13 protein-coding genes and 1 pseudogene are annotated in these 13,797 nt (G+C 59.8%); 1 reads left to right on the top strand and 13 read right to left on the bottom strand.

The annotated features are described in order from the left end of the window. Positions 1-6: 6 nt before the first annotated feature. The 13 genes and pseudogenes from AX703_RS19235 to AX703_RS19180 form a co-directional block, all read right to left on the bottom strand. Positions 7-879: an alpha/beta fold hydrolase gene (locus AX703_RS19235; RefSeq protein ID WP_231735629.1), complete on the bottom strand. Its 873-nt coding sequence runs from the start codon at positions 877-879 to the stop codon at positions 7-9. 37 nt (positions 880-916) lie between these two features. Further along, positions 917-1,711 (bottom strand): VOC family protein, encoded by a 795-nt coding sequence (locus tag AX703_RS19230; RefSeq protein ID WP_197423772.1) that lies wholly within the window; start codon positions 1,709-1,711, stop codon positions 917-919. Positions 1,712-1,794: 83 nt separating this feature from the next. Then, entirely contained in the window at positions 1,795-2,640 is an 846-nt protein-coding gene (gene hcaB, locus AX703_RS19225) for a 3-(cis-5,6-dihydroxycyclohexa-1,3-dien-1-yl)propanoate dehydrogenase (RefSeq protein WP_062346358.1), read from the bottom strand. Further along, positions 2,637-3,869: an NAD(P)/FAD-dependent oxidoreductase gene (locus tag AX703_RS19220; RefSeq protein WP_062346356.1), complete on the bottom strand. Its 1,233-nt coding sequence runs from the start codon at positions 3,867-3,869 to the stop codon at positions 2,637-2,639. The genes hcaB and AX703_RS19220 overlap by 4 nt, the downstream gene beginning before the upstream one ends. Then, a complete protein-coding gene (locus AX703_RS19215; RefSeq protein WP_062346354.1) occupies positions 3,866-4,192 on the bottom strand; it encodes a non-heme iron oxygenase ferredoxin subunit in 327 nt (108 codons plus the stop codon). Before AX703_RS19215 ends, AX703_RS19220 begins: the two co-directional genes overlap by 4 nt. A gap of 10 nt (positions 4,193-4,202) precedes the next feature. After that, positions 4,203-4,742 (bottom strand): aromatic-ring-hydroxylating dioxygenase subunit beta, encoded by a 540-nt coding sequence (locus tag AX703_RS19210; protein WP_062346352.1) that lies wholly within the window; start codon positions 4,740-4,742, stop codon positions 4,203-4,205. A gap of 53 nt (positions 4,743-4,795) precedes the next feature. After that, the gene (locus AX703_RS19205) at positions 4,796-6,172 is read right to left on the bottom strand and encodes an aromatic ring-hydroxylating dioxygenase subunit alpha (protein WP_082734687.1); all 1,377 of its coding nucleotides are present in this window, start codon (positions 6,170-6,172) and stop codon (positions 4,796-4,798) included. A gap of 16 nt (positions 6,173-6,188) precedes the next feature. Further along, positions 6,189-6,965: a GntR family transcriptional regulator gene (locus tag AX703_RS19200; protein WP_197423771.1), complete on the bottom strand. Its 777-nt coding sequence runs from the start codon at positions 6,963-6,965 to the stop codon at positions 6,189-6,191. Between the two features lie 72 nt (positions 6,966-7,037). Beyond that, positions 7,038-8,966, bottom strand: a complete 1,929-nt coding sequence (locus tag AX703_RS19195) for an AMP-binding protein (protein WP_062346350.1) — start codon at positions 8,964-8,966, stop codon at positions 7,038-7,040. A 13-nt stretch (positions 8,967-8,979) separates the two neighbouring features. Then, positions 8,980-9,318, bottom strand: coding sequence for a zinc-binding dehydrogenase (locus AX703_RS28500; RefSeq protein WP_255355081.1), 339 nt, complete (start codon positions 9,316-9,318; stop codon positions 8,980-8,982). Positions 9,319-9,385: 67 nt separating this feature from the next. Then, positions 9,386-9,961, bottom strand: a pseudogene (locus AX703_RS28980) (NADPH:quinone reductase); the annotation flags it as partial. Between the two features lie 135 nt (positions 9,962-10,096). Next, positions 10,097-11,641, bottom strand: coding sequence for a TonB-dependent receptor (locus tag AX703_RS19185; RefSeq protein WP_062346348.1), 1,545 nt, complete (start codon positions 11,639-11,641; stop codon positions 10,097-10,099). Continuing rightward, positions 11,562-12,617 carry a TonB-dependent receptor gene (locus AX703_RS19180; protein WP_062346345.1) on the bottom strand — a complete coding sequence of 352 codons (1,056 nt, stop codon included), beginning with the start codon at positions 12,615-12,617 and terminating at the stop codon, positions 11,562-11,564. Before AX703_RS19180 ends, AX703_RS19185 begins: the two co-directional genes overlap by 80 nt. Positions 12,618-12,890: 273 nt before the next feature. Between AX703_RS19180 and AX703_RS19175 the strand changes: the two genes are divergently transcribed. Beyond that, positions 12,891-13,697, top strand: a complete 807-nt coding sequence (locus AX703_RS19175; RefSeq protein ID WP_062346343.1) for a LuxR family transcriptional regulator — start codon at positions 12,891-12,893, stop codon at positions 13,695-13,697. The last annotated feature ends 100 nt before the right edge of the window (positions 13,698-13,797 follow it).

The raw sequence follows: 13,797 nt of genomic DNA, 5'->3' as shown, positions 1-13,797 counted from the left end.
CCTGCTTCAGCTCAATGGCAGCGGTTCATTCGCCGCGCCTTCAGCCACAAAGTTGCACACCAGTTGCGCGAAGCGATCCGCATGCTCGATCTGCGTCCAGTGCCCGCATTCGCCAAAGACGTGGAGTTGCGCCCGCCTGATCAATGTTTCGAGCCGATAGGCATCCTCGACACGGACCACTCGGTCTTCCCGTCCGTGGATGATCAGGGTTTGGTGCGGCAATCTGCACAGGTCCGCCTCACTGCAGGCCAGCGAGTCGAACCAGCGCTGCCGCGGCGCCGGAAACATCTGGCTGTAGGATTCCTGGAATCCGGGGCGGATGCTGGCTTCATAGCGAATCTGCGCCAGCTCATCCGTCACGAGCTCACGGTTGTAAGCGAAGATGTCGAGCATCCGTCGCATGTTCGCGAGAGACGGCGTGTAGCCCCAGACCTCATCGAGGCCTTCCGTCATGGGGCCACGAACGCCGCCGCTTCCCATCAGCACGAGGCGGCGGACCCGATCGGGATGGCGAACCGCTGCCGCGAGCGAGATAGCTCCGCCAAAGGAGTTGCCGACGAGGTCCACCTTGTCCAATTCCAGGGCGTCGAGAAAATCAACCAGGTGCTTGACCCAGGCTTCCACGTTGTAGGAAAAATTCGCAGGGCGCTCAGTAAAGCCGAAGCCGACCATATCCAAAGCGATGGCCCGGGCCTGCCGCGAAATCTTCGGCAGGACCAGCCGCCAATTGGCCCAGGCTGAAACCCCCGGACCGGAACCGTGGATGAACACGACAGGGTGTCCCTCGCCGTCATCGTGGTAATTCGTCAACAGGCCCCCGGCCAGGACCGACTTCGATATCTCGGGGTTGTTCGTCTCAGCGTCCATGACACTCGCCATGCGCGTTACTCCTTGAAAATACTGATGTTTGCCGAGGTCATTCAGCGGATACGAATTTGTGCCCCCACATGCTGATGCGATCGTAACGCACCACCGACCATGACCGGTCTACGTCGCGCGGGCTGCATCCGAATTCGACAGCAAAACCCGAAGGGGTGTCCCCGTAAAATGAATACATATGATCGTTGGTGTGGCGCCCGAAAGTAATCGCAATTCTTGAATCCCGTTCCATACGGTCCATCGCCCGCCCCACATCGTCCAGCGAGCCGGTTTCAAGCATGAAATGGTGCAAGATCTTGGGAGGCAGGGCCGGAACCGGGATCAGTGCGAGAGTGTGATGGCGGCGGTTGCAATGGAAGAAATGCAACTTGAATTTGCCGCCCGGTCCCAAATCCCAATCGATGATATCCGAAAGTTCCATGCCGAGCCCATCGACGTAGAACGCCATCGACTTCTCGAGATCAGGCGTCGCGAGAACATAGTGGCCGCAGCCCTGGTCGCCGGTGAGAAACGATGAGACCCCGGCCGGCGAGACGAACGGAACTTCGAACAGCTCGGTCGCGCCATAGTAGATTTCGATCCGAACACCGGACGGATCCGTCGCCGAGATGAGGCCAAGCACGCCACGATCCGATTTGAGATCGTCGGATTCTTCGGTCACTTGATAACCGAGGCTGCGCAACCGCTCGGTCGTTTCGGTCAAGGCTGCGGCATTGGCTACCTCAAAACCGGCATAGCCAATGTCGTCCTGCTCGCTGCGGTGAACGGCGAACCGCCACGCACGGGAATCCAGGCGATATCGGTCGCAATCGCCGCCGCCCGCGGTTGCCATCAGGCCAAGCGTTTCGGTTGCGTAGGATTGCCAGGCTTCCGGCCTGGTTGTGTTGAAGCCAAGATAGCCCAGTCGTTCAACCGTCATGCTGCTTCTCCCTGGAGCCCTAGCTTCGCCGGCAGCTCCTTGCCGCCGGACGATTGGAAAATGCCGCGAGCACCAAGCCCGCCATCGAAATTGAGCGCCGCCCCGGTAGCGGGAGAGCAGTCCGAGCGCGTCGCGAAGAACACGTAGGCCCCCGCATAATCCTTGGCGTCGGCCATCTCGCCGAGCGGGAGAACGTCCTTCAGGATATCCCCCAGCGGGATGCTGGTGATGCTGGTCTGGTCCATATCCAGCGCCTTGGGGCCGCGCAGATCGCTGCTCCCGACGCCGCCCGGCGCGACCGCGTTGACCCTTACATAAGGCGCAAGCTCGAAAGACAGTTGCCTGACCAGCCCCAATACCGCGTGCTTGGTCGCGGTATAGAGCGGTCCGCCGCCATCGGGATAGAATGCTGCGTTCGATGCGGTGAAGACGATCGCGCCCCGGCTCTTGACCAGTTCCGGCAGACAGGCCTTGGCCGCCAGCATGTAGCCTTTGACATTGATATGAAACATCTCGTCGAAGGCTTCGTCGATGCGATCTTCAGGCAAATCGACCAGCGATGTACCATAGTCCCAGATCCCGGCGTTGGGGATCAGGCAATCGATCCTGCCGAAACGCTCGACGCACAGCTTTGCCAGTGCCTTGTTGTCCGCGAACGAACGCGCATCGCCCGCGAATACAGCAACGGAGTCGCCATGCTGCGCTTCGAGTTCGGCCAGGCGATCGGCTGACTTGTCCAGCACCGCGACCCTGGCCCCTTCCTTGACGAACCGGTCGACGATCGCTCGTCCGAGCCCCGCTGCGCCGCCGGTGACAACCGCGACTTCATCTTTCAGTCTCATGGGACCACCTCTCTGCTTTTCTTGTGAATATCCCGCAGGCGAACCGTCGGGTCGCTCAGTTCGGCGACTTGCAGCTTGCTCTGTTCATCGACCATGCGCTTGGCGATGCCGAACTCCGCGGGAGAATTGATCGCGATGGCCGCAGCGACTTTTCCGTCATCGATCCGGAACAGCAGACTTGACGCATCGCCAAGTTGCCCCCGCAGGTGAAGCGTGCCGGGCCCCGCAATGTCGCCCGCCATTTGCAGTCGATGGCCGGCGATCTCGGTCCATGAATTGGGCACCTGCACGCCGGGCGTCCCCAGGTCGAGCATGGCGCTTGCCGTGATTTCCGCCTGGGCCTGGCTGTTGAGGTAGGTTTCCAGGCTCCTTCGCGATCCCCCGCGAACAGGCCAGTTGGCCACGTCTCCGGCGGCATAGACCATGGGGCTGGCAGTTCTGCCGCTTGCATCGACATGCACCCCCCCAGCGCAATCCAGCCCGGCAAGCGCGGCGACCTCGCTGTTCGGCTCAGCGCCGATGGCGACGAGCACGATGTCGGCCGGCAGTCGCTGCCCGGAGTCCAGCCTGACTCCCTCGACACTCTTTTCGCCTTCGATTTCGACGACACTCAGGTTCGTCAGGATGGTCACTCCCAGGGCTTCCAGCCGGTCCCGCATCCAGGCCCCGATCATTTGCCCCAGCACGCGCAGAAGTAGCGATTGGGCGGATTCGACGATCGTCACCTTGCAGCCAAGCTTGGCCAGCGAAGTGGCGACTTCGCATCCGATCAGCCCGCCTCCGATGATGACGACCTCACGCCCGTGCCCCACCATCGAGCGGATGTGCAAACTGTCGCGATCCGTGCGCAATGAGCAAACGCCCGCAAGATCGATGCCCTGGATCATGGGCAGCCGTGCGCGCGAGCCCGTAGACAGGAGAACCTTGCCGGCACGAATTGGGTGTCCTTTGGACAGGCCTATTTCACCGGCGCGCAGATCGAGCCCCGTCACCTTCGTGGCTGCGGCGAATTCTATCCTGTTGTCGATCAGCCAGCCTGGAGCAAACAGCGGCGGCGGTGCTTCAAGCTCCCCACAGAGTACAGCCTTCGACAGGCTCGGCCGATCATAGTCGGCGTTGTCTTCCTCGCCGATCAGAATGATTTCGCCCTCATAGCCCAGACGACGCAGCGTCAGCGCTGCCGTGCCTCCGGCGAGGGACGCGCCGACGATGCAGAGCGGCAATGTCATGGCAACACGTGTCCGGCGTCTACATCGACGAAAATCTCACCATCGCGCAGCTCAATGGGGAAGATCCTAAGCGGCTCGCACGCCGGCAGCGCGCGTACCTTGCCGGTTCGGACGCAGAACTTCCCCCAGTGGAGCGTGCATTCGATCACATCGCCGTCGAGATAGCCATCCGACAGAGACCATTCGCCATGCGTGCATTGATCCTGGGTCGCGAAAAACTCGCCGTCCACGTTGAAGATCGCGATGGCCTCCGCATCTTCGCCGACCTTTAGAGCTTCACCCGGTTCGATTGCGCTCGCATCAGCCAGTTTAACGAATGTCATTCTAAATACCTTAGAAGAATATGCTGAGATTGTTCGAAAGGATGGTGCTCTGATCGATGTGTATGGTTCTATTCACGATCTTGAACCCCAGCTCTCCACCGACACGCAGAAGCTGGTCCTGCCGCTGTCCTGCGAAAACATCGACCTGACGCTCCAACCGGTTTCGGTAGAGGATGAAGGACGACGTCACCTCGAACTCGTTGGGGTCGCCGGTGGACCGGATCATGACGTTGCCGATCACATGGCGGGTCCGTGAAGCCGGGTTTTCCGACCAGCTTACATCGGATTTCAGCTTGCGAATGCGTCCCTGCAGCATGGCATAGGTGTCGTCGAAGTGCGCATATTCGTCGTCGCGCGAGTATTCGAGCTTGCGCTCACGCTGAATGCGGTTTGTCCGGATCGGCATGAAATAGCGGATGTCTTCGTGAAGAAGCTCCAACCAGGAATCAAACTTCAGATCATCGAGTAACGCAGCCTCTCTATAATAGAACTGCTCTACTTCTTGTTGAAGAATAAGGGACGATACGTCCAAATCTATTGTCGTGCTCATGGTAAAAATCCGCAAAATTGGAGAAAGCAAGGGCAGCCTGGAACGGAGCGCATTCAGGCCTGCTTCGCCATGCGCTCGAGAACCTGCCTGGGCGCAAGCGTCCGCCAATCGGGTTCGGTCATCATGCGCCGCCAATGGGCATAGAGACCCCGCGCCGCCTCCTCGTTATAGACGTACCCGACCTTCCCCGGGTATTGCGGGTTGGGGCTGAAATCGCCCCCCATGCCCATGCTGGCATTGAGCGGGCGGCTTTTTGCCTTATGTCCGCGCAGAACCGTCTGAATCTCGCACCAGTTCTCGCCATCGTCCTGCTCGAAAACGCCGCCGGCGGAGAAGGTTCGTAGGGTTTGGCGCCGATATTCTTCCTTGATGTCATCGGGCGCATCGGCATCGACAAGCGTCCAGGCCCAGACCTCGGTTTCGTTAGGTCCCCGGGGCTGCCAGGTGCGTATGGTGTTGATCCCCGGCAGAAACGAACATGTCGGGAAGACAGTCATATGCTGCCCCATGAGCTTGCGAGCGCGCTCACTGCTGCCAAGGCGCTCCGCAGCCTTTTCGGCATTGGGGCTGTTCGTCCAATAATCGGTAACCTTGGGTCCCATGATCGCGAGCAGGATGCCCGGTTCGCTGATATAGAAACCCGTCCCGTGACCGCCCCATTCTGCCCTGAATTGCAGACCGTTCGTCGGGATCTGCGCATCCGCCAGATCCATCTCCGGGGGCAAGCCGGCAAGAATTCCCGACAGATGTGCGGTCGTGCCCGCATGATACATGTCGCTGCAGAACTGCTCGGCCGCGAATTTCCAGTTGCAGGGAATCACCCACTTCTGAATTCCGCCAATCGCAACGGTTCCCGCCTCCGTCCGGTCCAGCATGATATCCATGTAGAATCGGGCGTCGCTCAGATAGTCCTCCAGCGAGGGGGCGTCGTGATCCCAATTCGCATAGATCAGCCCCTTGTAGGTTTCGACACGCGCCTGGAGCGGGCTCCATTCATCCTTGTCGACCCCGCCAATGAAGGCTTCCTTCTCATAGGGAACATTCACCAGCTTTCCGCCGATGTCGTAGGCCCAACCGTGGTACGTGCAGGTGAATGCCTTGGCATTGCCGCCATCGACGCGGCAGATCCGCATGCCGCGGTGGCGGCACTGGTTGAGGAATACCCTGATCGACATGTCCTTCTGGCGAACCACCACCACCGGATCCTCGCCGATGTAGGCGGTCATGTAGTCACCCGGCTTGGGAAGGTGGCTTTCATGACCCATCAAGATCCACGAGCGGGCAAAAATTCGCTCCTGTTCGAGCTCGTATATCTGCTGATCCGTGTAGATCCTGGGATCGATCAGACCATTTTCGTTGTCCACCAGGGCACCAAGCCCTTCGTTCGTCCACGATGTAGACAAATAGTCGATTTTTCGATCGGACGACATGCGACAATCTCCCAAATTACAGCTTGTATATGCGACGAACCCATGTGGATCCGGCCTTGCGGACTTTCTCCGGATCGAATTCCCGAGATCTCGGAAGTATTTGACTTATCTTCACATATGACAGTGAGGATACGATGTGATCGACTAAGGCATCCGACGCCTCATCAATCTTTCTGGCAATCGCCAGTTCGAATATTTTCTGGTGCTCTTCATGGGCAATCTTCGCAGAATCCTGCCTGGTCGAGGATGTCAGCCTGCGATAGCGCTCGGACTGGCGATACAGGATTTCCCGAAACCGCAGGGTCCAATGGGATTCACACGCCGAAACCAGAGCTTCATGGAATTCGCGATTGCGCAACTCCCAGAGATCGAAGGAATCCTCGGGCGAAGCCTGGAAACGCGCTTCTGCCAGACTGAGCTGGTGGAAGCTTTGGACAAGGCGGCCTTCCCATTCGTCCCCGCCGTTTGTCAGACTGTCCTGCAGCGCCGAAACTTCTGGAGTCATCCGGGTGTTTGCAAGATCCTGGAAATCCTCGATCGACATGGGTGCTACGATGAACCCACGCTGGGCGTTCGCGATGACCAGTCCGTCAGAAACCAGCAGGGACAGTGCCTCGCGTATCGTTCCGGTGCTCACGTCATAGCGCTTGCTCAGCGGCTCCAGCTTGATCTTCGCTCCCGGCTCGAAAAGGCCGTGAACGATATCCCTGCCAAGATCCCGATAGGCACGCTCGATCAGGCTCTTGGGCTGATCTACTGGTGGAATGCTCTCAGCTCGGATCGTCAAATTCAAGACCCTCTCCTCTATTGACCGGATTCGTCCGATAAATCATTTTTCCGTTTTTTGTCGATATTTTTCCTTTTGTCAAAAATTCTGGGCCGCTTCGACCGGCTGAACCGGCAGTCCGGTTGTGGCCAGGGCAGCGGCAATTTCGTCAAGAACTGCCGAGTCATCTATGGTCGGAGGCACTGTCCAGTATTCTCCGTTGGCAATCTTGCGGATCACCCCACGGAGAATCTTTCCGGATCGGGTCTTGGGGAGGCGTCGCACCGCCAACACCGTTCTTGGTGTTGCGATAGGACCAACCCGGTGGCGGACTGCCGCGATAGCCTCAGCGCAGACCTGGTCCTCTCCGGCAATCGAACCATCGGAGAGAACGCAAAGGCCGAACGGCACTTCCCCCTTGATCGGATCGGTAACGCCAACCACCGCGCACTCGGCAATGTCCGGCACGGTCGATATGGCCTCCTCGATCGTACCGGTCGACAGACGATGTCCCGCGACGTTGATGATATCGTCGGTTCGGCTCAGAATGTAGACATATCCGTCGTCGTCGAGATAACCGGCGTCTCCGGTTTTGTAGTAGCCCGGGAACTCCGTCAGGTAGCTCTCGACAAATTTCTCGTGATCGTTCCACAGCGTCTGAAACGCACCGGGCGGGAGCGGAAGCCTGACAGCGATCGAGCCTGTTTGCCCGGTTTCAACGCGGTCGCCCGCCGCATCGAGAATGCAGATCTCATAACCAGGCATCGGGACGGCGGCAGACCCATATTTGACGGGCACCTGCCCCAGTCCAATGGGATTGGCGGTCATCGGCCATCCCGTTTCGGTCTGCCACCAGTTGTCCAGGATCGGCACGCCAAGAACCTGCTCACCCCAGCGGATCACGCTCGGATCGCCGCGCTCGCCACCGATGTACACGGCGCGCAGCGCGGACATGTCATACCGCGCCGGGAACAGGCCTTCGGCATCTTCCTTGCGGATGGCGCGAAGCGCCGTGGGTGCGGTGAACAGCAGGTTGACCTTGTGCCGGGAAATCACCCGCCAGAACGTCCCTGCGTCGGGAGTTCCCACAGGCTTGCCTTCGAACACCACGGTCGCGCAGCCTGCCAGCAGCGGGCCGTAGACAATGTACGAATGGCCGACCACCCAGCCCAGATCGGACGCCGCCCAATAGACATCGCCCGCGGACATGCCGAAGACGTGTTTCATCGACCAGGCCAGCGCTACCATGTATCCGCCGTGCTGCCGTACGACGCCCTTGGGCTTTCCGGTCGTTCCCGAGGTGTAAAGCACGTAGAGCGGATCGGTGCTCGCAACATCGACGCACCCGGGACGATCGCCGCGCTCAAGCGCTTGATCCCACACCTCTGTCCAGTCGTGATCGCGTTCCGGTTCGAGCGCGCAGGTCAGTTCCGGCCGCTGCAGGATAATGGTGGCCTTCGGTTTGAACCGGCTTGCCGCGATCGCCTCGTCCAGCAGTGGCTTGTACGCGATGACACGGTTCGGCTCGAGCCCGCACGAGGCCGCGACAACGACCGTGGGTTCGACGTCCTCGATGCGGACGGCCACTTCATGGGCGGCGAAGCCGCCAAACACCACAGAATGAACTGCGCCAAGTCGCGCACAGGCCAGCATCGCGATAACCGCCTCGGGGATCATCGGCATGTAGATGACGACGCGGTGCCCCTTGACGACGCCAAAGCTCATCAGGACCGAGGAGAACACCTCGACCGCATCCAGCAGCTCCGAATAGGTGTAGGTGCGGCTGATGCCGAGAATGGCGCTGTCGTAGATGATCGCGGGCGCGTCGCCCCGACCGGCGCCTACGTGGCGATCGAGGGCATTCCAGCAGATATTGCCGGTTCCGTCGGCAAACCAGCGAGCCAGTCCATCCGGGCCGACCTCGTTTCGCGTAGGGTTCGTACCCCATTCGACCGTCTCTGCGGCCGCCATCCAGAAGCCGTCAGGATCGCCCTTCCAGGCATCGTATGTCAGTGCATAGTCTGGCATCGCGTCCTCCCGCTCAGATTTCGAGAACGACGTTGCCGACGACACAGCCGGACTCGACGAGTTGATGGGCGTGCACAATCTCGTCCAGAGGCAGAACCTGTGCGATGTTGTGCGTGATATGGCCGCTGGTGATGATCCGGTTGATCATCCCCGAAATCTCATCCCGCCTCGCCTTGTCGAGGTGATAGAGAATGAAGAAATCGAAGCCCAGGTTCTTGAGGATGGACTTCGAGAACGGCATCTTGAACTCGCGTTCGGAACTTCCGTAGGCGACGACGCGGCCACCTCGGGCCAGCGCAGCGACATCCAGGTCGATGTTGGTCGAAAGGTCGACTTCGACGATCATGTCCACCCCCCCAGCCCTGGGTCGCGTCCATAATGGCGCCGAGCGTATCGCCTTGCCGGTAGTTGATCGCGACGTCCGCCCCGGCCGAAAGCACGAGTTCCGCCTTTTCCGGGCTGCTGACCGTCGTCAGGATGCGCCCGGCGCCAAGATGCTTCGCAAATTGGATCGCATAATGCCCGACCGCGCCCGCTCCGCCGGCGATCAGGACGGTCTTTCCACGTGGATCACCACCAAGCGTGAGCGCATGCAATGCGGTCGATGCGGGTATTCCGAGACAGGCGCCCACTTCGAAGGAGATGTCGTCGGGCAATGCGGCAATGAAATCTTCAGGCACGACCACGTATTCGCCGGCGGTGCCAGTGGTTCGTCCCCAGGCTGCGTTGAATACCCAGACCCGTTCTCCCACCCGGCCTGGATCGACGCCTTCACCAACCGCATCGACAAGGCCTGCGCCATCGCTGTGCGGCGTGCGTGGAAAAGGCCAGGTGGATGGAATATGACCGCCGCGAACCTTGACGTCGGAGGGATTGACGCCGGAAGTCTTCAAAGCGATCCGAACCTCACCGGGACCGACCGACGGCGCTTCGACGTCGACAAGTTCAAGGACTTGTGACGCTTCTCCGATCTTCTGGTATTGAACAGCTCGCATTAAAGAATTCCTTGTGGAAACGGGGCGCGACGGTTCGTTCGCCGGTCAGAGCGATCGTCACCCGTTTATTCCTGGCTACTCGGCCAACGCTCGGCCCTGCCTTCCTCCACCGGATGAAGGCAGGGCAGCGTCAGGTCAGAACCGCGATTTCAACGAAACACCCCAGGTACGGGGCATGCCTGCGTAGCGCACAAGGCTGTCGAGCGGCAGCTGCACGCTATTCCAGTAATATTTGTTTCCGATATTCCGAACGAAGACGTCCAGTTGATATTGGTCGTCCTTTGTCATGACGGCCAGATTGGCGTCGAACAGGGCGTAGCCATCGATCTTGAAGAGCGGATTGCCTTCCAGGTCGCCGCGTGAGGAACTCGTATAGCGACCGTTTACGGTAAGCCGCGCCTCGATATCGTCGTTGACATCGAAGCCATAGGTCAGAGTGCCGTTCAACTGGAACTTCGGCGTGAACGGAAAGCTCGCGCCCTTGAAATCCTTCGCTTCGCCAAAGTCGGTAAAGCCCGAATATGTATCGATCTTGGCGTTCAGATAGGTTGCCGTCACGCGAGCATCCAGTCCACGAGCAAGCGGCACAGAAATTTCGCCCTCAACGCCGAAGATATGGGACTTGGGGATGTTCTTGATGCTGTTCAGCGTCACATAGACCGGATCCGGGGTGTTCACGAACAGCTGCTTGTCGAGATAATCATAATAGAAGACAGACGCATTCATGATCATGCCGCGAGCCGGGCTGGTCTTGATGCCCGCTTCATAGGCGCGCACTTCTTCCTGCTTGGCCGGGTCGTATTGCGGAGCGACGTTCGCGTTGATGTTCGGGAACGCTCCCGACTTGAAGCCTCGCGCGGCGGAGACATAAAGAAGGACATCGTCATTGACGCGGTAATCGAGCGCGACACGCCCCGAGAGATTGTCTTCGTCGAGAACCTTGTTGACGATCCCCTGCGGATTGGCGGCGAAGGGCGTCAAAGCCGCCAGGTAGGTCACACATCCACCCGGAGCGACATTGGCGCCGAAGGGAGTCGCGTTGTTGAAGAACGCATTCCACGATGCGGCGATGCTGTTGTCGCCCTGGTCCTTCGAGCAACCGGAGAACTTGGCCTTGTCCTTGGAATAGCGCAGACCGGCCGTCAGATTGAGCTGATCGGTCAGCTTATATTCCACCTGGCCGAACAGAGCCTTGGAGGTAATCGTCTGGTTGATCAGATTTTCCCAGTCACGGAAGCCCCACTGAATGTCTTCAAGCTGGGCCGGCGTCGTACCCGCCGGCGCAGTCGCCACGCCGAAGGTCCTGACGAGCGCAACCGTGCTGATGGTCGCCCCCCAGCTCTTGTCGTTCTCGCGAATCTTGTCGCGGGCATAAAAGCCGCCAAGGACCCAGTGGAGACGATCTGTATCTCCATTGACCCTGAGCTCCTGGGAGAAGGACTTGATCGAGCCTTCGCCCAACCCGATCAGGTTCTCGATATCCCAACCGCCCGTATCATAGCCCTCCCGGCGCGTGAAATGGGAGTAGCTGGTCAGCGACGTGACCTTGATCGTGTCGGACAGACCGAATTCGCCGCGAAGAGCGAGCGACGTCAATTCGTTATCCTTGCGGAAGTCGAGCGGCGCCGGCGTGAAGTTCTGCCCACCGCCGTTGGTCCCGCCCCACGGGAGGTTCTGCACGACCCAGTTCGCCTGCTTTCCACTGGTCGGCGTGTAAGACTGACTGAAAATCCGGGGATCGATGCCCAGGCCGGGGGGCCGCCGCCGCCCATTGCTCTGGTGTCGTCAGCCCGAGGAATGCGATCAAGCCACGCGGAAACGCCGCGATCGATTGGCCGGCCTGCGTGTCCGACCGGTCCTTCCACCAGTTCGCCGTCAGAAGGAACCTTGTCCGATCCGACGGCTCCCATCCAAGCGAGAATCTGGCTGCAGCCTTGTCGACCTTACCGAGACGCTGACCATGAGTTACGCTGACCTGCCAGCCTTTGTCTGCGCGTTGAACGTCAAACGCCAGACGGGCGTTGAGGTTCGGAGCGATGCCACCGTTGAGGAAGCCCTCGATCCCGTATGACTGATAGCTGCCATAGGAGACTTTGACCTCAGCGCTTCGCTCGGCGGTCGGCTTGTTGGCAATGCTGTTGACGAGGCCGCCGGTGGTGTTGCGCCCGTAGAGCGTACCTTGCGGTCCCTTGAGGACCTCGACGCGGCTCAAGTCCAGTGAGAGACCCTCGGTCATGATCGGATAGGGATAGGCCACTTCATCGAGGTAGATGCCGACCGGAGACGACGTCGACATGTTGGGCGTGTTGAAGCCGACGCCGCGAAGCGTATAGATCGGAGGACCACGGAACGACTTCGCGACGGTAAACCCCGGCACCAGGACGGCAACATCCTTGACGTCGACGACGCCGAGGGCCTCCATCTGATCCCCGCCGAAGGCCGCGATGGCAATGCCGACATCCTGCGTCCTCTGATCGCGCTTCTGGGCTGTCACAACGATCTCGCCAAAGGGAGCGTCATTTCCGGCCGTATCGGCGCCCTCTGCGCTGCCCCCTGTCGACTGCGCATAGGCCACAGCGGGAAGCGCCACCGTGGCCATCAAGCCGAGCCTGGCAATGCGCCGCGCAACCGCGATCAGAGATAACGTGCTGTCCATAAGGGTTCTTCCTCTCCTGATTCTCGCTCGTCGTTGCGAAAATCCACGGATCCCGCACGAGTCGAAATGTCGATATTCCTTTTTATAGAAAATATCAACATTTCATGCCATGCAGGTGGGAAGCTCGCACCGCGATCGGTGGTGATCGTCGCGCGCAGGCGCTCCTGACGCGACAATCCTGGCCGATCGCATTCATCGGGTTCTGCGGCGGTCTGACGTCACCTTCGGTCAGAGGATCACGACAGAACTGGTCAAGCTGGGGAGAACATGTGCATGTTTCTGGGGCCGCTCCTGCACGACACTCTCGCAGCGCTGCTGAGCGCGACCTCGTTCTCAACTCTTTGCGATGGATTGGTCGCCGGGGCGGCGCGGATGGGTTTCTCGCACGTCGCGCTGGTCCAGCATGGAGGCTTGCCCCGCCTGCCCGAACAGTCGCTGATCGTGACGAACTATCCGGCTGACTTCGTGAAATACTACCTCGAGAATCACCAATATGTGTTCGATCCGGTCTATGAGGTGAGCGAACAGCTCGACCGGCCCTTCGAATGGGACGAGATCGCGACCATTGTTCCGCTCGACGCGGTGCAGGTGGCGCTCTTCGAAAAAGCTCGCGAACACGGCCTCAACCATGGCGTCACAGTACCGCTCCATGTTCCGGGCAAACCGCGCGCTTCTTGCACTTTCGCCAGTTCGCGGGCAGTCAGGACGACACCTGATCTCATGGTAGTGCTGCAGATCATTGCCTCGTTCGGATTCAACGTGGCGCTGCGTCTGTCCCAGCCGGATTCGCGCGGCAGCAAGCACAGGCTTACCCGCCGCGAGGCCGAATGCACGACCTTGGTTGCGCTGGGCAAGACCGATTGGGAGATCGGCAAAATCCTCGGCCTCGGAGCATCCACCGTCAAATACTTCGTCTCGGAAGCCAAAAAGCGATATGGCGTTTACAAGCGTTCCGAACTCGTCGCTCGCGCCCTCATGGATGCCCAGATCTTGAGCAAGCTCGATGCTGAGGCCATCCAGGATCGGGAAAAGAGGAAGCTCCCCCCACAGCGCGCGACATCCCGTCCCCGACGCAAATAGCTGAGCGAGCAACGAAGAGTGGCTACCGCTGTGCAGCCATATTGTGACGAGGTTCGCTTCGGTGAAACCGGATCGCTGGCTACGCCGCCGTTGTGCTGCT

The sequence above is a fragment of the Novosphingobium sp. CCH12-A3 genome, assembly GCF_001556015.1.
In the GTDB taxonomy this organism is placed as follows: Bacteria; Pseudomonadota; Alphaproteobacteria; order Sphingomonadales; family Sphingomonadaceae; genus Novosphingobium; species Novosphingobium subterraneum.
The sequence above is the reverse complement of the archived record's forward strand: the minus strand, read 5'-3'. Positions and strand labels throughout refer to the sequence as shown.